This window comes from Neobacillus drentensis (assembly GCF_036962125.1).
Lineage (GTDB): Bacteria > Bacillota > Bacilli > Bacillales > Cytobacillaceae > Neobacillus > Neobacillus drentensis_B.
In genome coordinates, this window is the sequence record NZ_JBALOA010000035.1 from 3,852 (window position 1) to 27,978 (window position 24,127).

General features: G+C 40.0%; 21 protein-coding genes and 1 riboswitch (1 of these 22 running past the window's edge). Of the genes, 3 read left to right on the forward strand and 18 right to left on the reverse strand.

Translation table 11 applies throughout. The annotated features are described in order from the left end of the window. Positions 1-87, reverse strand: a riboswitch (purine riboswitch); it reaches 14 nt to the left of the window's first position. A gap of 138 nt (positions 88-225) precedes the next feature. The 3 genes from V7121_RS22660 to V7121_RS22670 form a co-directional block, all read right to left on the reverse strand. Continuing rightward, positions 226-1,404, reverse strand: coding sequence for an ABC transporter substrate-binding protein (locus V7121_RS22660; RefSeq protein WP_335494798.1), 1,179 nt, complete (start codon positions 1,402-1,404; stop codon positions 226-228). A 270-nt stretch (positions 1,405-1,674) separates the two neighbouring features. Continuing rightward, on the reverse strand, positions 1,675-2,229 hold the full coding sequence (locus V7121_RS22665; RefSeq protein WP_335547971.1) for a carbohydrate ABC transporter permease: 555 nt from the start codon (positions 2,227-2,229) through the stop codon (positions 1,675-1,677). After that, on the reverse strand, positions 2,213-2,599 hold the full coding sequence (locus tag V7121_RS22670) for a carbohydrate ABC transporter permease (protein ID WP_420490743.1): 387 nt from the start codon (positions 2,597-2,599) through the stop codon (positions 2,213-2,215). The genes V7121_RS22665 and V7121_RS22670 overlap by 17 nt, the downstream gene beginning before the upstream one ends. A 56-nt stretch (positions 2,600-2,655) precedes the next feature. On the opposite strand from V7121_RS22670, the gene V7121_RS25005 reads away from it, so the two are divergent. Continuing rightward, positions 2,656-3,420 carry a sigma 54-interacting transcriptional regulator gene (locus tag V7121_RS25005; protein ID WP_420490744.1) on the forward strand — a complete coding sequence of 255 codons (765 nt, stop codon included), beginning with the start codon at positions 2,656-2,658 and terminating at the stop codon, positions 3,418-3,420. Between the two features lie 159 nt (positions 3,421-3,579). Here the strand turns inward: V7121_RS25005 and ebgA are convergent, their stop codons facing one another. From ebgA to V7121_RS22730, 10 genes are all read right to left on the reverse strand, one after another. Continuing rightward, the gene (ebgA, locus tag V7121_RS22685; RefSeq protein ID WP_335547973.1) at positions 3,580-6,636 is read right to left on the reverse strand and encodes a beta-galactosidase subunit alpha; all 3,057 of its coding nucleotides are present in this window, start codon (positions 6,634-6,636) and stop codon (positions 3,580-3,582) included. Between the two features lie 42 nt (positions 6,637-6,678). Beyond that, a complete protein-coding gene (locus V7121_RS22690; protein WP_335494791.1) occupies positions 6,679-8,397 on the reverse strand; it encodes an amylo-alpha-1,6-glucosidase in 1,719 nt (572 codons plus the stop codon). Beyond that, positions 8,391-9,626: an MFS transporter gene (locus tag V7121_RS22695; RefSeq protein WP_335494789.1), complete on the reverse strand. Its 1,236-nt coding sequence runs from the start codon at positions 9,624-9,626 to the stop codon at positions 8,391-8,393. Before V7121_RS22695 ends, V7121_RS22690 begins: the two co-directional genes overlap by 7 nt. Before the next feature lie 156 nt (positions 9,627-9,782). Continuing rightward, the gene (locus tag V7121_RS22700) at positions 9,783-10,613 is read right to left on the reverse strand and encodes a carbohydrate ABC transporter permease (RefSeq protein ID WP_335494788.1); all 831 of its coding nucleotides are present in this window, start codon (positions 10,611-10,613) and stop codon (positions 9,783-9,785) included. Positions 10,614-10,649: 36 nt separating this feature from the next. Continuing rightward, positions 10,650-11,594, reverse strand: a complete 945-nt coding sequence (locus V7121_RS22705) for a carbohydrate ABC transporter permease (RefSeq protein ID WP_335494787.1) — start codon at positions 11,592-11,594, stop codon at positions 10,650-10,652. A 27-nt stretch (positions 11,595-11,621) separates the two neighbouring features. Then, positions 11,622-12,878, reverse strand: a complete 1,257-nt coding sequence (locus V7121_RS22710) for an ABC transporter substrate-binding protein (protein ID WP_335494822.1) — start codon at positions 12,876-12,878, stop codon at positions 11,622-11,624. A gap of 139 nt (positions 12,879-13,017) precedes the next feature. Further along, positions 13,018-13,818, reverse strand: coding sequence for a response regulator transcription factor (locus V7121_RS22715; RefSeq protein WP_335494786.1), 801 nt, complete (start codon positions 13,816-13,818; stop codon positions 13,018-13,020). Beyond that, complete coding sequence (locus V7121_RS22720; RefSeq protein ID WP_335547975.1) at positions 13,796-15,532, reverse strand: sensor histidine kinase; 1,737 nt, start codon at positions 15,530-15,532, stop codon at positions 13,796-13,798. Before V7121_RS22720 ends, V7121_RS22715 begins: the two co-directional genes overlap by 23 nt. A gap of 210 nt (positions 15,533-15,742) precedes the next feature. After that, a complete protein-coding gene (locus V7121_RS22725; RefSeq protein WP_335494779.1) occupies positions 15,743-16,495 on the reverse strand; it encodes an NRDE family protein in 753 nt (250 codons plus the stop codon). A 42-nt stretch (positions 16,496-16,537) separates the two neighbouring features. Next, the gene (locus tag V7121_RS22730; RefSeq protein ID WP_335494776.1) at positions 16,538-17,071 is read right to left on the reverse strand and encodes a DinB family protein; all 534 of its coding nucleotides are present in this window, start codon (positions 17,069-17,071) and stop codon (positions 16,538-16,540) included. Positions 17,072-17,264: 193 nt separating this feature from the next. On the opposite strand from V7121_RS22730, the gene V7121_RS22735 reads away from it, so the two are divergent. Together V7121_RS22735 and V7121_RS22740 are read left to right on the forward strand one after the other, a co-directional pair. Further along, positions 17,265-17,498 carry a hypothetical protein gene (locus tag V7121_RS22735; RefSeq protein WP_335494773.1) on the forward strand — a complete coding sequence of 78 codons (234 nt, stop codon included), beginning with the start codon at positions 17,265-17,267 and terminating at the stop codon, positions 17,496-17,498. Positions 17,499-17,590: 92 nt separating this feature from the next. Then, the gene (locus V7121_RS22740; RefSeq protein WP_335494770.1) at positions 17,591-17,749 is read left to right on the forward strand and encodes a DUF3934 family protein; all 159 of its coding nucleotides are present in this window, start codon (positions 17,591-17,593) and stop codon (positions 17,747-17,749) included. Positions 17,750-17,809: 60 nt separating this feature from the next. On the opposite strand, the gene V7121_RS22745 is transcribed toward V7121_RS22740, so the two are convergent. The 5 genes from V7121_RS22745 to V7121_RS22765 form a co-directional block, all read right to left on the reverse strand. Then, the gene (locus V7121_RS22745; RefSeq protein WP_335494768.1) at positions 17,810-18,655 is read right to left on the reverse strand and encodes a VOC family protein; all 846 of its coding nucleotides are present in this window, start codon (positions 18,653-18,655) and stop codon (positions 17,810-17,812) included. Positions 18,656-18,885: 230 nt separating this feature from the next. Further along, positions 18,886-20,268 (reverse strand): L-cystine transporter, encoded by a 1,383-nt coding sequence (locus V7121_RS22750; RefSeq protein ID WP_335494766.1) that lies wholly within the window; start codon positions 20,266-20,268, stop codon positions 18,886-18,888. A gap of 283 nt (positions 20,269-20,551) precedes the next feature. Beyond that, complete coding sequence (locus V7121_RS22755; protein ID WP_335494764.1) at positions 20,552-21,589, reverse strand: sensor histidine kinase; 1,038 nt, start codon at positions 21,587-21,589, stop codon at positions 20,552-20,554. Next, a complete protein-coding gene (locus V7121_RS22760; protein ID WP_335494763.1) occupies positions 21,586-22,260 on the reverse strand; it encodes a response regulator transcription factor in 675 nt (224 codons plus the stop codon). Before V7121_RS22760 ends, V7121_RS22755 begins: the two co-directional genes overlap by 4 nt. 23 nt (positions 22,261-22,283) lie before the next feature. After that, the gene (locus V7121_RS22765; RefSeq protein WP_420490540.1) at positions 22,284-24,032 is read right to left on the reverse strand and encodes an ABC transporter ATP-binding protein; all 1,749 of its coding nucleotides are present in this window, start codon (positions 24,030-24,032) and stop codon (positions 22,284-22,286) included. Between the last annotated feature and the right edge of the window lie 95 nt (positions 24,033-24,127).

Consider the following 24,127-nt stretch of genomic DNA (forward strand, 5'->3'; position numbering starts at 1 on the left):
TCTTCGTAATCAGGAATTTATAGGTTCCTGGTAGAGACCTCCAAACCATATCATTGGAGTTATACGAAGTTAATTATTAAGTTACTACTGTCTAAGAATAATAAATTCTATTTTTATTGTCAAGACTTCAAGAGCGTTATTGATATGGTGAAAATATCCATCCTTTCACCAGCACAAAAAAAAGTGAAATAGAAGGAGGTCCTTCCATTTCACTTTTTGCATTTTTTAAGGATTAACTTTTGTGTTAAATACTTGTTTACCATCTTTATATTCTAATACAGTTGCTGATTTAATTGGATTGTGGTTTTTATCAATAGTGATCACACCTGTAATACGAGACAGGTCCTTTGTATTCTCTAGTGCCTCTTTAATCTTAGCTGTATCTGTACCACCCGCACGTTCGATTGCATCAGCTAATAGATAAACAGTATCATAGCCAAGTGCGTTAAACGCATTAGGAGATTCGTTATTGTACTTTTCTTTATATGTCGTTACAAACTTCTGGATGTTTTTATCTGGATCTTCAGATGTGTAATGGTTTGTGATAAATGTATTATTTAACGCATCCGCTCCTGCTAATTCGACTAACTTCGGTGAATCCCATCCATCTGCACCCATTAACGGAACAGTGATTCCCAATTCACGGGCTTGTTTAACAATTAAACCAACTTCTTCATAGTATCCAGGAATAAAGATGAATTCTGGATTTTTTGACTTAATTCGAGTTAGAGTTGCACGGAAATCCGTATCCTTCCCAACATAAGCTTCTTCGGAAACAACTTTGCCGCCGTCTTTTTCATACGTTTCTTTAAATGAGGCTGCTAACCCCTTCGCATAATCACTGGCACTATCTGCAAAAATTGCAGCATTTTTTAAGTTTAATTTATTCGCTGCGAAGTTCGCAGCAACAATTCCTTGGAATGGATCAATAAAGGAAGTACGGAAAACGTATTCGTTAAGTTTTCCATTATCCGCCACTGTTACATTTGGACTTGTTCCTGAAGGAGTTAATAGAATAGTTTTTGTATCATTAGCAATTTGAGCCTGTGCCACCGTATCCCCACTAGTCGCCGCCCCAATAATTGCTGTTACTTTGTCTTGACTTGTTAGCTTAATCGCACCATTTGTTGCTTCTGAAGCTTCAGATTTGTTATCTACTTTAATAATTTCAAGCTTTTTGCCTTTTACTCCACCCTTTTTATTAATCTCATCAACTGCTATATCGATTCCGTTTTCAAGCGACTCCCCGTAGGAAGCAACTCCACCGGATAACTCTAGGTTTACACCAACTTTAATAGTTTTACTTTCACTGGCTGAATTTTCTTTTGCTCCTGAACAACCAGCTAGGACACCTGCTAATAAGGTGGAAGCCATAAACATTTTTGCCCAATTCTTCTTATTCATATCTCTGGACCCCTTTTCATTTGTCTGATTTTTCTGACATAACACAACGTAGATTGTTAGATTATCTAACAAAAAACAATTATGTTAAATGCCTAAACTAATTAATAAATATTATTTTAGTACAATTAATCTATTTCGTCTAGTATATTATTCTATTTATTAAAATATTTCTGAAACTTGTGATTTATCAGTATTATTGGTAGCGCTTTCAAGAGGACTACCCTTGAATTCATTATCATTTTCTTATTTCATCACTAGATATAAATTATTTCAGAAACAAAACGGTGTCAAAAACGGTGTCAGGTACCGCTCGTGGACAAAAGCCTCAATAATCGAATCAGGTACCGCCTGCATATTTTGTCTCATTAAATAAATAGCAAAAGGGGATGCCAGACTTGGTAAAATAATCGCCTGATAAGTATTTAACCAATTGAAGGAAACCATCAATTCAAATAATGGAATCATTAAGGAAAATAAAATAATAAAAAAGAAGAAGTTCCTACCCTTAAAGCGAAATTTTGCAAAAGCGTACCCAGCCATTGCACAAATAAAAGTGCTGACCAGAGTATACACAATGGCAATAAAGATGGAGTTCCAAAATATTTTAGCGATGCCTAATGACTCCCTTAGTGACTGAAAGTTCTTGGCTAAATAGCCGCCAGGAAGAAGCTTAGGCGGCAGATGAAAAATCTCTCCTGAGGGATGGGTAGAGCCAATAATCATCCAATAAAAGGGGCCGATCGAAAGGTAACTCCCAAGATCAATAAACAATAGATCCATATTTTTGATGAAAGCTTTTTTGTGGTTATCATTCTTCGATATCACCTACCAATTTCATCTGGATCCAAGAAACTAGCGCAGTAATCAGCACCAGTACATAAGCAATAGCTGATGCATATCCAAAATCAAAAAATTTAAAGCCTTGCTCATATAAATAGAGTGTAATCGTCATTGTTGCACTATTTGGACCTCCATGTGTCAAAATAAATGGTTCATCTAATAGCTGCAGTGTTCCGATTGTCGACATAACTACTGTAAAAATGAAAACAGGCCTTAATAACGGGATGGTAATCATAAAAAACTGCCTGACCTTACTAGCCCCGTCTATACTAGCAGCTTCATAGAGCTCTCCGGGGATATTCTGTAAGCCGGCTAAAAAGATGACCATATTATAGCCTGTCCATCTCCAGGTCATAACGATAATCACCGAAACCTTTGCCCAAATGATTTGTCGAATTAAACTGTGCTGCCATTCCAGAGAATTTATTTGAAAGTGAATTATTCGGATATGAAGAAGGGGCTTTTACCAATGCAAGAAGACAAGGAAAAACCGGCTACTTCGAATTAGCGGATAATGGAATCTTGTTTTTAGATGAAATTGCCGATTTGCCACTCCATTTACAACCCAAACTTTTGAAGGTATTACAGGATGGATTTATCAGGCGTGTCGGAGGAACAACAGCAAAAAAAGTTAAAGTCCGCTTAATTGCTGCAACAAATCAGGCCTTTGATGAATTAATAAATGAAAAATCATTTCGTTCAGATCTTTTTTATCGATTGAACGTCATCCCAATAACTGTGCCGCCATTAAGGGAAAGAATGGAGGATTTAGAGTTATTGATCCTGAACTTTATCGAAAAATTACAGGAGCGAACAGGTAAGTTAATTAACTCCTACACGGATGAGTATTTGTCCTTGTTATCTTCCTACCACTGGCCAGGAAATTTACGAGAACTGGAAAACATGATTGAATACAGTATGAATATAGAAACTGGACCAAAATTATCGATTCATTCCCTGCCTCACTATTTGTTAACGAATCAACGTTGTATTCAGGAATTAAAATCCGTCCAAGTGACCTCACTGGAGGGAGCTGAAAGAGACGTCATTATCAAAAAGTTAAACCATTATGGTCATACCTATACAGGCAAACAAAAAGCAGCCAAGGATTTAGGAATAAGAATTCGCACCTTATACCGAAAAATGGATAAACTCCAGATACACTCACATTCATAACAAAGAAAAGCACAAGCCCTTGTAAAAAACTCCTTATCTTATATTAAAAAAGCGAAGAGCCATGCTCCTCGCCTTTTTATTGAGATGAACCCTTAGTAACGCTACCGTCCACCCCATATGGACAATGCTTTATATTGTCCACGGGCGGTACCTGTCACCCTAACACTGTTCCCTTCCAAGCTGGACGGCTTTGGTTTGTTTGGGGTTGAAGGTGGTGATTCGGAATTCTAGGGTAAAGTCTTCGAATTTACAACGGTATTTTTCTAGTTGGTCTTGGCCGCATGAGTTGCTGCCGAGGCCGTTTTGTTTGTAGTCGATATGCAGGACTACGTAGTCCCTCGGCTTCAGATTGATGGTATGCTTAGCCTTTTCTAAGTCTCCTACTTCATAGTGTGATGCACTAAAGTTAAAGGTTTCATCCGTTATAAAAATGAGTCCGTTCTCATCCAAATCAGTTAAACTGATCCAGTCACAATCCGATCGGTTACCATTTTCTTGCGGCTTTACATAATTAGTAAACAGCTCATCCACCGTTTTGGTGTACACACCTAAATGGTTCGCTTGTTTTGAATCAGAATAATTTTCTCCTGGGCCTCTCCCGCGCCACTGCGTATGAACAAAATCATTACTAAGCTGCAGCTCCAATCCGAGGCGCGGCACCATCAATGGAGCGTTCTCTTTCATACCGGAAGCAATTCCATTGATCCTGCACAGAATATCACCGTCCGAATAGATCCTGTATTGATATTCGATTTGATAGTGCCAAGAACTGTTTGTTGTGCCATACAGTGCCTTTGTCTGCCAGTCAAATATGCCATCTTTCAGCTGATAATGAATATCCTCAACGATTTCATGTCCAAGATGCATGAAATACTTCATTTTATAATCAGTAAGCAAGTACATATCATTGTCAATCGGTGCGCGCCAGAAGGTAAACTGCGGACCTTTTTCTATTTGTTTCTTCCCATTCCGGGTTACTTGTTTTAGTGTTCCTTTGACACAATCAAAGGTCACGGAAAAATCAGTGCCACTAACATTTAATAATGCTCCCTCCTTTTTAACGAGGAGCTCACCTTCACCATGCACTTTCGGTAATTTTGGCCGTCCTGAAACTACAAAGGAAGCATTGGCTAATTCATGTCCTTTCTCCGCCCAAGCTGTATCCTGATTTAATTTATAAGAAAAGACAAAATAATAATTGGCACCACTAATTTTTTCAATCTCCTGTCCAACGGGGATCTGAATCTCTGCTGTTTCCCGTCCAGTCAGCTTCGGAAGATCAACCTCAAAGGTTTCAATCAATCGATCATCTTCAAATAAAGAACAGGTTAAATTCAAATGATCCAATGATAGGAAATCATATCGATTAATAAGTCGGAAGAGACCCTTCTCGATATCCACACATTCAGTTTGTACTGGTTCAATCACCTTTTTATATTCAGATAGACTTGGAGACGGAGTCCCATCTGGCATAATTAATCCATCGATACAGAAGTTTCCGTTCGTCGGATCATCACCAAAATCACCGCCATATCGATAGTAAACCGTACCATCTTCTGCCAGCGTTTCAATCCCATGATCGAACCACTCCCAGACAAATCCGCCTTGAAGTTTATCATGTTGATAAAATAAATCTTGATATTCCTTTAGATTCCCAGGGCCATTTCCCATCGCATGCGCGTATTCACAGAGGATATGTGGTTTTTTTGAATGGGCAATGACTTGATACATCGTCTTTCTTTCCTTATGGTCCAGCCATGTATACATTGTGCTGTAAACATCTGTCACTTCCGCTTCAGAATCTCCTTCATAATGAACAAGACGCGTCGGATCCATTTCTTTTGCACGCTTAGCCATGGCTCGGAAATTATCTCCAAAAGCTGATTCATTTCCAAGTGACCACATGATAATACACGGATGATTTTTATCACGTTCAATCATTCGCTCCAGCCTTGAAACATAGGCGGTCTCCCATTCTGGGTCATTACTAATCCAATCGTACTTTCCTGTCAATTCAAACCCATGACATTCTAAATCGGTCTCATCAATTACATACATCCCGTATTGATCACAAAGATCATATAGATATGACGCATTCGGATAGTGAGCCGTCCTTATGGCATTGATATTATTCTGCTTCATGGTCACAATATCGCGTTCAATTTCCTCTCTCGTGACAACCCTCCCTGTTCTTGGGTTGTAGTCATGTCGATTCACACCCTTGAACTTAATGGCTACACCATTTACGAGGAAGGTATCCCCCGCCATGACGATTGAGCGGAAGCCTATATGCTGGTGAATCACCTCAATGATTTTCCCATCTTCCTTAACCGTCATATAGAGGTGATATAAATGTGGCTGCTCGGCACTCCATTTTAACGGGGAGACTATATACTTACTTAAAGGTTCTTCTGCCTTTTTTTCCTCAATAAAAACTTGATTGCCATCCGCATCCATTAATTGATAAGTAATCCTTTGGTTACGTTGTTCCGTCAGTACAACCGATACGGTAAGAGTCGCATCCTTCCACTCTCGATCAAATTCTGTAACAACGGTAAAGTCATATAAACCCGAAACTGGGCGGACATATAGCTCAACATCGCGGAAAATCCCACTGAGCCACCACATATCCTGATCTTCTAAATAGGTCCCGTCGGACCATTGGAACACGCGGACAGTCAAGGTGTTTGTACCTTGTTTACATAGTTTTGTAATATCGAATTCTGATTGAATCCGAGCACCTTTACTGTATCCGGCAAATTGTCCATTTACATACAATTCGAAAGCAGAATCAACACCATTAAAACGAAGGATTAATTGCTCGTTGTCTAACTTTCGATCGAACAGAAATTCCCGACGATAGATGCCCGTCGGATTTTCAGTTGGAACCCGCGGCGGTATAATCGGAAAGTTATACCACAGATCTGAATAGTGCATCTTCCCATAACCCTGCAATTGCCAGTTGCCAGGAACGACAATATCGTCCCAATCCTTCGTATCTAAATCGTGCTCAAAAAAGCCATCCGGCCCATATTCCGGTGCTTCAAGGAAAGTGAATTTCCATGTTCCATTTAGGTTTTGATAGTAATGGCTATTGGCAGAATTATCGGTCGCTGCCGCCGCAAGCGTTGGAAAACTGGTAAAGTGCGCACGTGCGCCCAATCGGTTTATTCCATCCGTATGGATGTCTTCCCATCTTTTCAACTTTTTCATCATTCGACCTCCCTATCTATCATTCTTCTTCTCTTTCAAGGCCTCTTAACAATGCTGCTGGATTGCAAGTAATTGTCCAAGGACTAGGAATACACTTGAAGTCCAGGTAAATGCCGGGTCACGAAGCCCTTCCCCTGTTAGAGCGTTATAGTTTTCTGCCATGCCTGAATTGGATGCCATCCTGCAGAATTTCTCTGCCACTTCGATCGCAGTCTCCCTTTCGCCTGATGCCAGCAAACCATCAACGAGCAGCATGGTGGTTGGTGCCCAAATTGGCCCGCGCCAATAACCATCTTCCTTGTAATAAGGACTGACAGGCAGCTCGGTCGCGAATCCATAATCTGTTATAAATCCCTTTAACTTTATATCTTCTACTAACCTCGATAAAATTTCCGGTGGGAGCCTTTTTCCCAGAATCAGAGGTACATACAAAACGAGACTGTCAGATTCGATGATTTCATGTGTGCCCGACCGCTTTGCCACAAATCGTTGTCCATTCCAAAAATGTTCAATCATTCGATTAAGCAAGCTTTGCGACTCATCCATCCATTTTCTAGCTTCATCATTTTTTCCAAGCTTACAGGCTATTTCTGAGAGAACCTCCATTTGCAATACTAGGAAAGAGGATAGGTCTGGGCTTTCAACCGGAGTTCCTTTATGAAAAATGGTGCTATTATCCCAGCCGCTGTCATTTCCGTGATTGTATTGTGGAATTCCGTCGTGATCACTGTCTTGGTATGTCAGCCACCACTTGGTCCATTTTACAAGCGGCAGATAAATTTCACGGAGTCTCTCTTCGGTAACAAAATCATTTTGTTCCCACATACGCCTTAGTGTCCAGCCATGAATTGGCGGTTTAGTAAAATTCCAAAGTGCAAACCTGTTATTGACGAAGTCTGGCAGCATTCCTGATTCATCCTGTAAATCAAAAAAGATCATCAACTGGTCCCATGCGAGGTCGGGGTTATTTTTTGCTAAGGCAAGGGCATTAAAGCAGTGATCCCAGCTCCAAATATTTGTCATCCAGTTCTTCGACATATACATTGCAGGTCTAATAAGTATTCCTTCAGGTGGAACAACACAGGACCACGTGATATAAGAGGCCATTTCTTTTCCTCTTTGATATTCTTCAGGTGTCTCAAGTGTTTTCTTCCGCCATAATTGATATTCCTTTGTAACGTTTGCGTGGCCTTCTGTAAAAGATAAATAGGTGCGGGGCTGATAATTCGTCGTAAACTCCTCAATCACACATTCCATCTCCCCATGGACCGAGTCTGGAATAAAGTCAACGATAATTTTGTCACAACGCTGTTCAATGAAAGGTGCGTCAACTTCGAGACCTCCTTTTAGTGAACTAAGCATATACCTCATTTCCTGAAGAGAGTGGTTCACTTCCCATCGACCATCCTCCACCGGAACAGCATAATCGTATGCACCGGTAATCCCAGTCAGTCTTACGCCCACTCCATGACTTCTAATTTGTAAAACACGGGATTCGGTTATACAAAATTCTGCAGATCCTTTTGTGCCTTCAAGCCGAAGCAGACTTGGAGTTAACTCCGCCTTATATGGCAGCGGGGTTCCCTCAAAGGTAAGCTCAATCCGGAACACCTCGCCAAACTCATTGTCACCATTTCGGATATTGCGGAGGTAAAGCGGACAATTACCGTCCTCGTGGTGATTGGGCGAAATGGTTATAAACGAACCATAACGGCTGAAGGGGATTTTTTTTATATCAAACATACGCTCACTCACTTTCAACATTCATTTGTTATCCCATCCTGGGTGTTAACCGGAAATTCCTGCGCTTCGAAGAATTTCGGTCTAATGACATAAATAAAATACGTATATCCGAGGAGAAGAAGCAGTCCCGCCAAAATAAACGGCAGAGTATAGTTTTTTCCAGCAAGGATGGTACCGACTAAAAAGGCGGCCGCTGCAGAACCAATACTTCGGAAAACAGCTCGCATCCCAGCATATAAATCTCGTTCCTCATCCTTAAATGATGACATTGATAAGCTGTCAACGAGATTGGTTAACATGGTAAAAACTCCGCCCCTTACTAATAAAAGTGTTGAAAATAAATAAGGCTGGATATTTAAAAATAATAGAAGACAAAGAATGATATTCACCATGTAAATATAAAAGAAAGTTTTTTTCACCCCAAAATTTTCGATCAATGCCGATGAAAAAACAGAACCAATAAACAGTGCCAAACCATTTAAAGCCAGCAGCAACGACACACCCTCATTGGTGAAATCGAAGCGAAACTTAATAAATAAATTCAAATACGGCTGGAGGCAGGATACGGTAGCACCAGTAATCAGGGCAAAGGCTGCAAAGAACACTAATTTTCGCTTGAGATCATTCGAATGCTTCCGGTTCGTTTGCAGGAAAGTTTTTGGTCCCAGCTTCCGCTTATTTTCACCTTCTCGAAGTACAACTTTTTTTCGCTCCTCAGTCGGTAATAGTCCTCCTCTTGCAACTGCTAATACTAGAAACATGATCGAAGTTGCAATCAATGTATTTTGGTAGCCTTTCTCTGTCATCTCAATCCAATGCGGTAAAAGGCCGCCCATAAGTGTTCCCGCCCCCGTAAAGGCAGTAAACACGGCAAATAAAAAGCTATACGCTTGGGTTTCTTCCCTTTTCGAGCGGCTATAATGGAATAACAGTTGGATTTCTGTTGTTTCAACTAGTGTAAAACCAATGGAAACCACAAATTGAGCCAAAAAAAAGAAGGCAAAGCCTTCTGCAAAAGCAAAAATGCTGCAACCAATGGCAATACTTGCAATACCCGTCACTAATAACTTCTTCCGACCCATTTTCTTAGCTAAGATGCTCACAGGTATAGCGAAGATTCCCATGACTAAAATCCCCATCGATGTGATGAGTCCGATTTGCTTTTCTGTGATCCCCATTTCAATTAAATGAAGATTCAAGATTAAGGTAAACATTCCAATGCTCAGCCCATACAGTGATTCAGTGGCCAAAAATCGTTTCACCCCAGAAGGCAATGTAAGAAATGTTAAAGACTGTATCATAGAGTGTTTCAACCTTTCATTTTTTTAAAAATTCCTAGAGATTTCTCCCATTTCAAGAAACTAACTAATCAGGGGGACTTATCCCTCTGACTAGTCCAAATCGACTTATCCCTTTACCCCAGACTTCGAAACATCCTCGACAATGTAGCGCTGGGCGGCAAAGAAAAGAATAAGCGGCGGGATGCTGATTAAGAAGGTGATTGCCATGATTCCCTCCATATCCACACCAAACATCCCTTTGAATTGCGCAAGTCCAAGTGTCAATGTGTATTTGCTCTGATCATTCAAAAACACGAGCGGCCCTAGGTAATCATTCCAGCAGTTCAGCATGCTGAAGACTCCAACGAGGATTAACACTGGCTTCATGAGCGGAAGATAAATTTTATAAAAAATTTGAAACGAGCTTGCACCATCAATTTTCGCTGCTTCATCCAGCTCTTTTGGAATACCCATAATGAACTGACGCATCAAGAAGATATAAAATGGAGCACCGAACCAAGCAGGAACAATCAGCGGTTTCAACGTATTGATCCAGCCAAGAAAATTAAATTCCATGTATAAAGGAATCATCGTCACTTCCCACGGAATCATCATCGTGGCTAGAAGGACCATAAATAAGAAATCCCTACCCTTAAAAGTAAATCTCGCAAACCCATAAGCTACCAGTGATGACGAAACAATCTGACCAAGGGTTGCCAAGATGGTCACGGTTAGGGAATTCGTTAAAAATTGCGTGAAGGGCTGAGAAATCCATGCTTCCTTAAAATTCTCAAAGTGAAGGCTGGAAGGAATCCACTTTGGCGGGAATAGATAAAGCTCTTCAGGTGATTTTAATGATGTGGTGACCATCCAAAATAATGGTGCCAAAAATAACAGTGAGAAAAAAATTAATAAAGCGTATATAAAGGTTTTTTGAACCCTGCTTTTCGTTTTCATAGTAAAACCCCTCGTATCGATAGATTGGCTGCCATCCTATTTAACCTTTTTAACTTCTCCTTCGTAGTACACCCAGGCCGACGAGGATTTAAACACAAGCATTGTTAAACCTAAAACAATCAAAAACATAAACCACGCATTTGCGGAGGAGTATCCCATTTTAAAATATTTAAAGGCATTTTCATAAACATACATCGCATAAAAATAAGTTGAATTGAGCGGCCCGCCTCCGGTTAATAACAGGGCTAACGTCAATTGTTGGAAGGCAGCAATAATCGTGTTGATGACATTAAAAAGAATCGTTGGCGTCAAAAGCGGCAAGGTAATTTTGAAAAACTGAGTGAGCTTACTCGCCCCATCTATTGATGCAGCTTCATAAATTTCACTAGAAATACTTTTTAAACCCGCCAGGAAGATTAACATCATTGTCCCTTGGCCCCAAAGACTGGCAATGACCATCGCAACTAATGCCCAGCCCGTCTCATTCAGCCAGTTAGGACCTGTGATATCAACCAAGGAAAGAAAGTAATTAAGAATACCGTATTCCCCATTGAAAACCCACGCCCAAATCATCGCAAGGGCTACGCCGGAAATGACCGATGGGAGGTAGAAAAAGGTTCGAAAAAAAGAGTGACCTTTTACGTTTTGATTCAAAAGAAGAGCTAACAATAAGGCTACAATAATGTTTAATGGAACAAATAGCGCAGCGAATTTCACCGTCACCCATAATGATTGCCAAAAGAGCGGATCATCCATAAACATCGTCTTATAGTTATCTAGACCGATAAATGTCGCTTCACCGACAACCGGCCAATCATAAAAGCTGATAAAAAGAGAATATATTAATGGTCCGAGTGTAAAAGCTAGAAACCCGATTACCCATGGGGAGATAAAAAGAAGTGGGACAACCTTGTCCCACTTTATTTTCTTTTTCTTATTTATTTCCACATAGGGTGTTGAAGAGGCCGGTATCAATTTCATTATGAACACCCCATTTATTTAGTCTGATTACTTCTTCATGTACTTTTCAGAGTCATGAACGGCTTTATTTAATAGTTTCTCAGCATCCTGCCCAAGCATAACCGCATTTATGGCGGCAGACAGGTTACGGTTGATTTCATTCCAATTGCTGTTTAACAGAAAGGCTGGTGTATTGTCAGATCGTTCAAGCATTTTATAGAATGGGCTCAGCGTTGGATCCTGCTCCATATTCATTTCTTTAACTACACTAATTCGAACGGGTAAATCAGCGGTACGCATTTTAATCGCTTCTGCTGAGGAATAATACTTCACAAATTTGTAAGCAAGATCTTTATGTTTAGAATCCTTCGCGATTGAAACAGCTGATGAAGCAATCACACCTTTTGCCGGCTTATCGCCAAAGGACGGAACTTCAACCGTTCCGAAATTAACTTTAGCTTCTTTAAATCCTGCTAAAGGCCAAATACCGCTTTCCCACATTGCGATTTTTCCTGCTTTAAAAATATCATCACCGCTTTGTTGGTTTTTCCCGCCAACAAGCACAGCACTTTTATCCTTTAGCAGGTCACCTAATAGTTGGATGGAATCAATTGTTTCTTGGCTATTCATATAACCCTTCACTGCTTTTCCATCGTTACTGATGAAAGAGCCGCCATTGCTCCATACCAACCCTTGAAGGTCATACGTATCTGGCTCCGGCACGATTCCGACACCGTATTGTTTTTTGCTTGGGTCTGATAGTTTCTTGGCAATTTGGTGGAAGTCATCCCATGTCCAGCCATCCTTTGGATACGGAACATTGGCTGCATCAAATAAATCCTTGTTATAATAGACAACCCTTGTTGTAAATCCAGCTGGCATTCCGTAAAGCTTTCCATTCATGCTGGAATAATTAAATAGGCCTTGGTAAAAGTCGTCCATATCTATTTCTGTATCGCCTTCAAGGTACTTGTCCATCGGCTCGAGTGACTCGTAGTAGGCAGGGAAATTCCACATATACATCATATCTGGTGGATTTTTTGCACCAAAGGATGCGGCTAGCTTCTGGTCAAAACCATCACCGTATGCTTCCACTTGAACCTTGACTCCAGGGTTCTTTTCTTCAAACTTTTTTGCAATATCCTGCTGAATCTTTAGGGCCTCACCGGAGTCCCAGGTTGCAAAGCGAAGTGTTACATTTCCTTTTCCATCCTTCTCTTCTCCCGATCCACCAGAAGTTTTTTCGCCAGAACTGCTTTTCGAACAAGCCGCTAAGGAGAAGGCACTAACTAATAATAGAATCATGGCTAGAATGCTGATTTTTCTCACTCTGAATTTCCCCCTCTATAGATAAAAAATTAACCGCTTTCATTGTACTTCTAATGAAAGCGGTCACACACTGAAATTTATCTTAACTTATTAGTAATAATGTTTTAATTTTCTGCTAAATGTAAGGATTAGGGGTAAGATTGTCCGACGTGATTCTCCTTTTTGTTTGACGATAGTCAGAAGGGGTGTGCCCTGTACATTTTTTAAACCATTTACTAAAATACTTACCGTCCTGCACACCCACTTTCTCCCCTATTTCCTGTAAAGTGAGAGAAGTGGTTTCAAGCAATTCACAAGCAGCATGTAGCTTTAACTTTTCCGTATAGGTATGGAAGCTTTCTCCTACTGACTTACTAAAAAGGGTGCTAAAATGACTTCTGCTAAGGCCGACTTTATAGGCGACATCCACTGAGGAGAAGGAGACGGAAAGGTCTTTCCTGATTAGTTGAACGGCTTTTTGAATCGGTTCTGGCCATTTCTTATCAATCCCATATGTGGAGCCCTCTGAATCAGTTGAGCTTTGTTGTTTATCCTCTAATCCTTTTATTTCATCTGAGAATTGTTTCAGATATTCTTCAAATTCATCATCTTGAAAGGCTGTTTTTAAAATATAACCAGAAGCGCCCAGTTTAATGCCTTCCTTGGCATATTCAAAATCCCGATGGCAACTGAGGAGGAGGATTTTTGTGTCCGGAGCTTTTTGTTTAATCTTACGGGCCAGCTCAATGCCATTCTGCTCTGGCATGACAATATCGGTGATAACGACTTCAGGAGAATGTTCAAGAAACACGTCCCAGCCTTTTTGGCCGTTTGATGCATCCGCTACTACCTCCATATTGTATTTCTGCCAATTTACTGTTGCCATTAATCCCTTTCGGACGATATATTCATCATCAACCACTATGACTTTGATCATTGGTCATCCTCCTTTTCGGCCAGCGAATTTTAATCGTGGTTCCATTCCCTGGTGTTGATTCTACAATTAGTCCAAATTCATTCCCAAAATGAAGCTTTAACCGCTGATCAACATTAAACACGCCAATTCCTCGTGCTTTGTCATTCGGCAAGTGTTCTTTTAATAAGTTTTGTGCTGTTTGTTCACTCATTCCTTTTCCATTATCACTCAAGAAAAGCTCTAGAAAGTCTGAATAATCCTCAATAATTAATTCAATTTTCCCCCGCCCGTCTTCAAAGGCATGGAAAAAAATATTTTCAAACAATGGCTGTAGTGACAACCTTGGGATTAAATAATCCAGGCATGCCGGATTCACCTTTTCTTGGTAGTCAAACATATGTCCATAACGGATTTCCTGCACTTTCAGATAATGTCCGATGGTGGCTAACTCTTTTTTTAACGGGATTAATTCATCAGAAAAATTGAGATTTTCATGAAGAACTTCGGTTAGATGGTAAATCATTTGCTGTACTTCCTTCGCATTACTAAGTCTTGCCTTCCACTGAATGGAGTTTAATGTATTAAACAACAGGTGAGGATTAATTTGGTAATGAAACGCCCTTAACTCCGCTTTCCTTTTTAATCGTTCCGTTTCGCTGATTTCATCAATTAATTCCTTAATTTGCTGGACCATCTGATTAAAACTGGTCGTTAATTTTCCAATTTCATCGTGTTCTTTTACAGGAATCTGTGTCTGCAGTTCACCCACACTCACAAGTTCCATGGACTCTCTCAATTTTCTGATCCGCTTTGCAAGCGGTGCTGAAAAACCGATTGCTAAAAGAATCGCGAGGATAATTAAAAAGAAAATACCTAGTAAAGTATAGTTAAAGATAACCTCTGAGGATTGATAGAATAATTTTTCAGGGACACGAATTTCAACTTTCCAGCCGTAGGCATCAATATTTTTTACTCTGACCACATCACTAGAAAGCGACTTCCTCTGTGCTTTTGTTCGATAAATAGCTTTCCCTTTTTCATTTTTAATGGTTACAACAGCGTGAACATCTCTTTCAAGATATTTTATATAGGAGTATAGTTCTTCGGCATTGGTCTCAATTAACAACTTACTTCCCTTTAAAATTCCATATTGACTCTGGATCGGCAGAACTAGACCAATCATTGGTTCTGGAGCTTTGCTGCTATCGTAGTGATCTGCTTGATAAAAACCTATCCAGCGTTCACCTTGTTTAATTTTGCTTGCATCCTTCCAAAAAGGCATTTTAAATAATTTTTGAGAATTGAGATGGTTTCCCCCGTAGTAATAACCGGATTCCGTGATTAAGTAGATTCCTTTCGTATTAAATGTTTTATGAGCCTCAAGAAATCTTTCAAAATTCTTTTTCTCTATGAATCCCTCATAGGTCCTCGGAATCTCCTCTTTAATAACAATTAAGGTAGGGTCGGATAAATATTGGTGGATATCGTTTGAAACGACAAACATCTGATTAATCGTATTTTCTAATTGTTTTTCAAGCTGAGAAACAGCAAAATTTTCATATTCATTAAATTGTCTATTCACGATCGTGGATGACTTTTGATAGGAGAGATAACCAAATAACAGGAGAGGAATTAATGCTACCAAGATGAAAAACAGCATCAACTTGGTACGAAAGCTACCATAAAATTGATTCTTTAATTTTTTAGTACTATTTCTAATCATTTCAATCATCATTTATCCTCTTCAAGTCTAGTTGTTTTCTATTTTCAAAACAGCCAGCTTCTCCTTTAGTTTTTCGAAATCGTTTTCATAAATACCCTTATCATAAACCAGAGTTATGACAATTTCCATAGACAACTCATGTGTTTTTGATTGGTAGATACGTCCAGATAAAGAAAAAATGAAGCATCAAAGAGGAGGAAAAAACCTCTCTTTGACCCTTCATCATTTAATCGTAAATTGCTGATCACTTATGCTTTCTCCCGAGTAGACCCGCTCCACATATTGAATTTCTAGATTTGACATCAACATGACGGTTGAACTCCTCGTTCCGTAGTTGTCACTTTTTATAAACATCGGTGAAAGCCTTCTTTCCCATTCTAATGAGACGCCTGTGTTTGGAAGTCGTTCGTCAGGAGCCTGTTCCGTATCTTGAAGGATGCCAAGAAGACTTTCTACTAATTCGTCTTGTTCCCCGTTTATGATATTGGACATGCCTTCCTTTCCTTTTTGCACTTTTGGCCATGAGGTATTTAATAAATGGTTACTGACACCGTATATACCAGGCTCAACCTTGAGAAGCCCTTGTCCTTTATTTGAATAATAATACAGGTCCGTTCCATCCCCAGCGAGGAGATTAAAGCCAGGATAAAGGTCCTTTTTCCCTGCAAGACTTATCATATAATCCTTGATATTGTCTTTGTATTTCAAAGCATCAGCCACCAGCTCACCTCGAGAACGTTTCCCTTCGGTTACCTCCTGTGGGTCCCGATAATTAGTCAACGCTGCAAAACGTCCAGTCGTTGTTACCCCCATCCAGGTACCCATTTTTTCTAAATCCCTGCCTGCGAGGATGTCTGGTTTGTCTTCCCAATAATGAGCTGGGGCTGTAGGCCGCCCGAGGAACTCATCTCGGTTTGCTGCCATAATAAGCTTGTAGATTGGATGGACTTGATAAGCAAAGAGGATTAAACACATCAGAAATCACATCCTTTTAATCAGTTATTTTCTAGGGCCTTTTCAACCATTACATTTATTTAGCATTTTTTTAATCAGACGAATCTGACCTCTATGACTCAGTTCATCTTCAAACACATGGAACCATTTAAAGAAATTATTCGCATCGCGATCGTGCCAAAACGGTGTTTGTTCATATAACCATTCATCAGGAAGCGTTTTAAACCTTTCGATGGTTGTATTCCGTGCTTCATCCATTTGATCCAAATAATAATCAATCGTATTTCCCTTTATCGTTTTTCGGCCAAGAGCTCCTAAATCTAGGGCAGGAAGTAACATGCTTAACTCTTGCTCATTTAAATCACGGTTCTCAAACGTTATAATTTGATACGCCTTTTCGACTGCAGCCAAGTGAGCCAGCAGCATTCCGATTGAATTTGCTTCCTCATCAAAGAGGAAGTCTAACTCTTCCACTGTAAGTCCCTTTACCGCTTCAATCGTCGTGTACCTCGTATAATTCATCATCGACATCAGTTTACTGAGCTCCAAGCCGAATCCGTCTTTTTGATCAATTATATATAATGTATCCAAATTCATGTCATTACCTCCGTGTCGGAAATTGAACCACTCATTCTAATTCGCCATCTTCCTGGTAAATCCTTTTAACCTTTAGAAATCCCTTTAATAGGTTGAATTTGTTAAAAATAAAATATCTTATTACCGCAGGTTAATCTGTAACTTTGGAAATAATAATAGCTATGACCGAATTCATTTGGAGGTGTTGTTTTTCATGTCTGAATTAGAACCATTAGAATATGAAACAGGAACAGCGATTCGCGAATATGACATTATCGATATAACCCAAACCGCTTTAGGGTATGAAGTACTCCTTGATATTGAACTAGACAGCGGCTATTCCTTAGCAAGAACCAAACTAGAAGTGACCCATGAGGATTTAGCAGGATATGAAACAAGCGATATTGAAGAAGGAATTAAATACGCCTTAGGATTTTTCAATCATTAACAAACTAAATTCTTCGGGCTAAATAGCCTGAACTGTGTTATATTAACGGACGGCGATATTAGTTGAACGTACAATTATTTTGGAGTGGTTAAATGAGCAGTTCAAAAGCAAAGAGTGGAACCGGAAGAGGAACTGGCAAAAAAGGCTGGACCCGTTGGCAGGCTGGTGTTAAAAAGGCCAAAAGTGCCAAACCGTATGTTAGCAAAGGAATTAAAAGAGCAAACGAAGAAAAAAATACATCCGAAAAATAATGAAAAAGGTGTCAGGTACCGACTGTGGACAAATGTCCACGAGTGGTACCTGACACCTTTTTATATGACTAAGCGGATTTGATTTCCTGAAGGGTCTTCCGTTACAAAGAAATCAGCTTCCTCGGTGATTCGTGCTCCTAATTGCTTCAGCTGATTGACTGCTCGTTCTCTAACAGTTTCATCCGGGAAAACGAGGGAGTACCATTTTAATCCGAGGCTATTTTCTGGAGGAATTGCAGCTCCCTCTCCCTGCCAGGTATTGATAGCAATATGATGATGATATTTTCCTGTTGATAGGAATGCAGCTTGTGGATAGTAACTCACTACCTCAAAACCAAGTCCTTTTGTATAGAACTCCTCAGCTTTTTGCAAATTGTTGACATGCAAATGAATGTGACCCATGAGCGTCCCTGCTGGTAAACCGCTCCATTCCTCATCACTCTCTGCGAGGATTCCATTGCCATCCAGCTCTTCGGTTGCCATCTCGACTAAACCGTTTTTCCAATTCCAATCTGAAGAAGGGCGGTCCCGGTACACTTCAATCCCATTGCCGTCTGGGTCATTAAGGTATAACGCCTCACTTACATAATGATCTGCAGCACCGAGCGGATATCCAGATTGAACCATGTGCCGTAAAAAAACAGATAAATCTGCTCGTGATGGCAGTAAGATGGCAAAGTGATATAATCCTGTCGAACGCTCCGTTTTTGGCATAACATCCTTCAGCTGCTCTATCGTTAATAGTGGATTTTTCCCATCAGTCGTTAAAACTGCTTTATGCTCTGATTTTTCCAATACCTGAAAGCCCATGATATCTTGATAAAAAGTAAGTGAATAATCGAGGTTTTTTACTTTAATATTAACCTCTCCAACATAAATGTTTGGAGCTTGATGAAATTGATCCATTTTCTCCTCATCCTTTCGCCAATCAGATATATGATAAATTGTCTTTAATTTAGTATGTTCCTTTCCAAACCATTGATGCGATACCAATCAACTGTGATTATAGTGTACCTGAATTTTATCTTGAATTCAAGTATTTTAAATTCAAGATATAATGTTTCCTAAGCCTTTTTTTTCCTGATAAAAGAAAAAAGGACTCTTTCGCTATGCGAAAAAGCCCTTGAACCATTTTTTTATGCTTCAACGATTTCTGGTTGTTGATAGACTTCATTATCAAATTCTCCGGTTGCTTTACTGGTTAATATCCCTGATGTCATCGCCCCGCTTACGTTTAATGCGGTCCGTCCCATGTCAATGAGGGGCTCTACAGAGATGAGTAAACCAACGATGGCAATGGGAAGATTCATAACAGATAACACGATTAACGCCGCGAAGGTAGCACCGCCGCCTACCCCGGCTACACCGAAGGAACTAATCGCCACTACAAGAATGAGTGTTAAGATAAAGGAGATGCTCGTTGGATCGACACCTGCCGTAGGGGCAACCATTACGGCTAACATCGCTGGATATACACCCGCACAACCGTTTTGCCCGATGGTCAGTCCAAACGACCCTGCAAAGTTTGCAATTCCTTCTGAGACACCAAAGTCCTTCGTTTGCGTTTTAATGGTCATTGGCAATGTTCCTGCACTTGTCCTTGACGTGAAAGCAAAGGTCAAAGTTGGCAGGGCTTTTTTTACATAATTGGCAGGACTGAGTTTGGCAAATGACAAAAGCAATAAATGGACAATGAAGACGACAATGAGTGCCACATAAGAAGCTATTACAAACTGACCTATTTTTGCAATTGCCGCGTAGTCACTTGTTGCCGCAACCCTTGTGATGATGGCAAGAATTCCGTACGGTGTTAGACGCAGGATTAGTGTGACTACCCTCATGACAACGGAATAAAACGTATCAATGATTTTTGCGAAAAACTCCCCATGTTCTGGATCCTTACGTTTGACCCCAAGGTAGGCAATTCCAATAAACACGGCAAAAATAACAACCGCTATCGTCGATGTCGCGCGTGCTCCGGTTAAATCCTGGAATGGATTGCTTGGAATTAACTCGACGATTTGTTGTGGGAGTGTCATGTTTTCAATACCAGCAACTCGTTCTTCTAACTGCGCATTCCTAGCTGCTTCCGCCTCACCCTCCGTTAATTGAACCCCGTCAAGGCCAAAACCTAACGCCGATCCGATACCAATTGCTGCTGAAACAGCCGTTGTTGCAAGCAGGATACCAATCACAAGGAAACTGATTTTCCCAATATTTTTCGTTAACTTTAATTTTGTAAAGGCTCCGACAATTGATACAAAAATCATCGGCATGACTACCATTTGCAATAGCTTCACATAGCCATTTCCGACAATATTAAACCAATCAATCGACCCTGTGGTAACTTCATGTGTTGTTCCATAAATGAGATGAAGAATAAACCCAAAAATAATACCTAAACCCAACGCACTAAAAACACGCTTAGAGAAAGATACATGTTTCTTTTGCATGGTAAATAATCCAAACATTAGTAAAATGAGCACAACCACATTAACGAGGATGAGTAAGAAATTCATAATATTCCTCCTTTAGATTGAAAATCGCAACCCAAATATACCTATAGATAAAGTCGGAATTATAATTAATAATTTCTGTAACAGCCAACCTTTAAGACAATCAAACGTTTGATATGGTAAATAATATGACAAGGAGATTATCAATATTCCAAGCCCACGATTTATTTAATCAAACGTTTGATTAGTTTTTTGTACGCAAAAAAATGGGTGTCAGGTACCACCCGTGGACAAATGTCCACGGGTGGTACCTGACACCCTAAACCAAACAACACCCATCACGTGTTTAAAGTGTAATAGTAAAGGTAGTTCCCTCCCCTTCTTCGCTATCTACAATTATTGTGCCGTTGTGCATTTCGATGATTTTTTTTACGATTGAGAGCCCTAAACCACTCCCGCCTTTTGATCGGTCTCTTGCTTTATCTGCTTTATAGAAGCGTTCAAATATATGGATTTGGTCTTTTTTCGCGATCCCAATCCCTGTATCAGAAATTTTCACAACCGTTTTGTCATCCCTTTTTTCAAGATGAATTCGAATCGTCCCATGATCCGGGGTAAATTTAATACTATTGTGAAGGAGATTAGTCCAAACCTGGCTCATCAGATCTTCATCCGCAAGGATAGTAGCCTTTTCTAATGAAACATCCAATTCCAGCCCTTTTTCCAGCCAGTTTGGCTCACATGCCAAAGTGATTGTCCGAATTTGTTTATCTAATCGATAGTCTTTTTTCTCAAAAGGCTGATGATCGGATTCTAGCGATGTTAATTTCATCAGATTATCACTAAGCTTTGATAACCTTCGACTTTCCATTTCAATAATTCCAAGATAATGGTTTCTTTCTTCGATTGTTAATTGATCAGATTGGAGAGCTTGTGCAAAACCCATAATTGACGTCAGTGGTGATTGAATTTCATGAGAGACATTGGATATAAACTCTTGACGCATCTCTTCAATTTGTTTTAACTGTTTCGCCATATGATTGATATGATCGGTCAGACTTGTAAATGGGTTTTTCCTTCCAGTCCTCAAGTCCAGATAGACATTAAAATCTCCCTTAGCAATCCTGCTTAACGCATCAAGTATTTCATGAAAGTGATTGCGTCTTCTTGAGCGTGTAAATAAAGAAATCAAATGACCAAGCAAACTCATGACTACTAAACTGCTAATCACCGTTGCCATATGACGAAGATATTCTGATGTATGCAAGTGAAATAATTGATAGATGCCGGAAACAATAAAAAAGCCTACAGAAAAACCAAAAGAAACAAATAAAAAGAAAAAAACGACCCCAAATAAATGTTGGAAAAACCGCTTGCTCTTCATGGTTTAACCTCAAAGCGGTAACCTAATCCCCAAATCGTCTGAATCCGAAACGGAAATTCCCCTTCTGGAAACCGCTCTCTTAAGCGTTTAATATGCACATCAACCGTTCGTTCGTCTCCCTCATAATCGTAGCCCCAAATGTCCTCGATGAGCATTTCTCTTGAAAATGTCTTTCCAGGGTAACTTGCTAATTTAAATAAAAGTTCAAATTCTTTCAACGGAATGGTAATTTCCTTATTTTCAAAAAGAATTTCATGTGTCTTTCGATTTAACTTAAACTCGTTGATCGTGATGGTTTGAGAAACGGTTATCCTATAGCGTTTTAATAATGCTTTAACTCGAGCGGTTAGCTCCATCGGGTCAAAGGGTTTAACAAGATAATCGTCTGCCCCCAACTCGAACCCTTTCAGCTTTTGTGACGTTTCTCCTTTAGCCGTCAACATTAAGATTGGAATATCACTGAACTCCCGCAGAACATGACATAATTCCCAGCCATCCATATTGGGCATCATTATATCAATAATGGCTAAGTCTACCTTTACTTTTCCCATCAATTGTAACGCCTGTACGCCATCTGCTGCCTGAAACGTTTCGAATCCTTCCTTTTTTAAAAAAAGCTGAACTAGCTCACGAATATTGGAGTCATCATCAACTATTAGTATCTTTGTCATGTTACCTCATTCCCTTCCATCTATTAAACAGGTTCGTTAATCCGCAATTGCTGTTCGGCAAATTCACGATATAAGGAGTGGGTCTGTACTAGCTGTTCATGTGTGCCGCGGCCAGTAATTTTTCCCTTTTCTAAAAAAATAATTTGGTCGGAATCAATGACGGTCGACAAACGGTGGGCAATAACCAATGTAGTTCGTCCCTTCATTAAATTCTGTAAGGCTGTTTGGACCACTTGTTCAGATTTGCTATCAAGACTTGAGGTTGCTTCATCTAACATTAATATTTTCGGGTCCCGTAGAAAGGCACGCGCAATCGCAATTCTTTGCCGTTGGCCACCCGATAATTTTATTCCCCTTTCCCCCACTTCTGTATCATAGCCTTTCGGCAATTCTGCAATAAATTGATCGGCAAAGGCCATTTTGGCTACCCTTTTTATCTCTTCCACGTCCACTTGTGCATCCATTCCATAACATATATTATCGCGGATTGTTCCCGCCACAATCGGGCTTTCCTGTGATACATAACCAATTTGGCTTCTCCATGAAAGAAGGGAGAATTGATTAATCGGTTCCTGTCCAAGGCGAATGACTCCTTGTTGTGGTTGATAATAGCGTTCCAATAACGAAAATAGCGTCGTTTTTCCACTGCCACTCGGACCGACAATGGCTGTTACCTTGCCTGCTTCTGCAGAGAAGCTTATATCTTTTAAGACAGGTTCCCCATTTTTATAGGAATAATTTAAGCGCTCCACTATGAGCGATTGATTTAGATTATGAACTTCCTTGCTGAAATCATCCAATTCTTCCGTCATATCCATGATAGTGATAATTCGTTCGGTTGCACCGGTTGCCTTTTGAAATTGGGTAAAGAAAGCGGCTAATTGCCCCATCGGCATGACAATTTGAAACAGATACATGATAAAGGCAACTAAATCCCCCGCCTTTAAAGCACCAGAGGATACTCTCATCCCACCGTAACCTAGAATGACCACTAATAATACCATGATTACTAATCCAATCAGTGGAGAAATTAATGCTTGAATCCTTGCCTCTTTCAACCCATATTGAAATAATTTCGTGATACGATTTTTCCCATTTTTATATTCAGTCTCTTCTGCATTCGACGCTTTGACTAAGCGGATTTCTGATAAAACCTGCTGAAGCCCAGAGGTAAACTTGGCTGTTTCGGTTTGCATCCCCTTTGAGACCTGATGCATCTTTCTCCCCAAAGTCATTAATATAACGGCTGCAAGTGGCAGGGCAATAAACATTAATAAAGCCATTTTCCAATCCAACAATAGCAAAACAACGATGGAACCAATGATCGAAATAGTTCCTGAGAGAAAATTGGCAAGGTGGTCGGTAATCAACCCTTTTACCACAGCCGTGTCATTTGTCATTCGGCTGACCGTTTCACCTGTTTGATTTTCATCATAGAACGGAATTGGAAGGACAAGCAGCTTTTTCCACAAGCGGTCTCGAATCCCGGCAACTACCGATTGACCGACATGATTTAATAAATAGATGGATATCCCACTGGCCACCGCTTGGATTAAAATGGCTGAAACAAGAAGAAGAATCCTGCCGGTACTTAAGGAACTAATAGAAAAATCATTAATAAGATTTTTGGTGAACAGCGGGACTACTAACCCCACTATGGTTGTACATACACTTAAAAAAAGAGCAATACCGAGCAGCAATTTAGACGGTTCCGTCTGTTGAACCAACCGAATGAATTGGCGCCACACCTTCTCATGCTTTACATCTGACATATTTATTTACATCCCTTCTCCGGGTCCGTTTTTAAAAGTCATTCTCTATAACAAACTCGATTATACAAAGAATATATGAATTGAATATGAACTAC

Bases quoted from the DNA above. Each gene is read 5' to 3' on its own strand.
- V7121_RS22660 (WP_335494798.1), bottom strand. From the start codon at position 1,404: ATGAATAAGAAGAATTGGGCAAAAATGTTTATGGCTTCCACCTTATTA.
- V7121_RS22670 (WP_420490743.1), bottom strand. From the start codon at position 2,599: ATGACCTGGAGATGGACAGGCTATAATATGGTCATCTTTTTAGCCGGC.
- ebgA (WP_335547973.1), bottom strand. From the start codon at position 6,636: ATGATGAAAAAGTTGAAAAGATGGGAAGACATCCATACGGATGGAATA.
- V7121_RS22690 (WP_335494791.1), bottom strand. From the start codon at position 8,397: ATGTTGAAAGTGAGTGAGCGTATGTTTGATATAAAAAAAATCCCCTTC.
- V7121_RS22700 (WP_335494788.1), bottom strand. From the start codon at position 10,613: ATGAAAACGAAAAGCAGGGTTCAAAAAACCTTTATATACGCTTTATTA.
- V7121_RS22705 (WP_335494787.1), bottom strand. From the start codon at position 11,594: ATGAAATTGATACCGGCCTCTTCAACACCCTATGTGGAAATAAATAAG.
- V7121_RS22710 (WP_335494822.1), bottom strand. From the start codon at position 12,878: ATGATTCTATTATTAGTTAGTGCCTTCTCCTTAGCGGCTTGTTCGAAA.
- V7121_RS22715 (WP_335494786.1), bottom strand. From the start codon at position 13,818: ATGATCAAAGTCATAGTGGTTGATGATGAATATATCGTCCGAAAGGGA.
- V7121_RS22720 (WP_335547975.1), bottom strand. From the start codon at position 15,532: ATGATGATTGAAATGATTAGAAATAGTACTAAAAAATTAAAGAATCAA.
- V7121_RS22725 (WP_335494779.1), bottom strand. From the start codon at position 16,495: ATGTGTTTAATCCTCTTTGCTTATCAAGTCCATCCAATCTACAAGCTT.
- V7121_RS22730 (WP_335494776.1), bottom strand. From the start codon at position 17,071: ATGAATTTGGATACATTATATATAATTGATCAAAAAGACGGATTCGGC.
- V7121_RS22735 (WP_335494773.1), top strand. From the start codon at position 17,265: ATGTCTGAATTAGAACCATTAGAATATGAAACAGGAACAGCGATTCGC.
- V7121_RS22740 (WP_335494770.1), top strand. From the start codon at position 17,591: ATGAGCAGTTCAAAAGCAAAGAGTGGAACCGGAAGAGGAACTGGCAAA.
- V7121_RS22745 (WP_335494768.1), bottom strand. From the start codon at position 18,655: ATGGATCAATTTCATCAAGCTCCAAACATTTATGTTGGAGAGGTTAAT.
- V7121_RS22750 (WP_335494766.1), bottom strand. From the start codon at position 20,268: ATGAATTTCTTACTCATCCTCGTTAATGTGGTTGTGCTCATTTTACTA.
- V7121_RS22755 (WP_335494764.1), bottom strand. From the start codon at position 21,589: ATGAAGAGCAAGCGGTTTTTCCAACATTTATTTGGGGTCGTTTTTTTC.
- V7121_RS22760 (WP_335494763.1), bottom strand. From the start codon at position 22,260: ATGACAAAGATACTAATAGTTGATGATGACTCCAATATTCGTGAGCTA.
- V7121_RS22765 (WP_420490540.1), bottom strand. From the start codon at position 24,032: ATGTCAGATGTAAAGCATGAGAAGGTGTGGCGCCAATTCATTCGGTTG.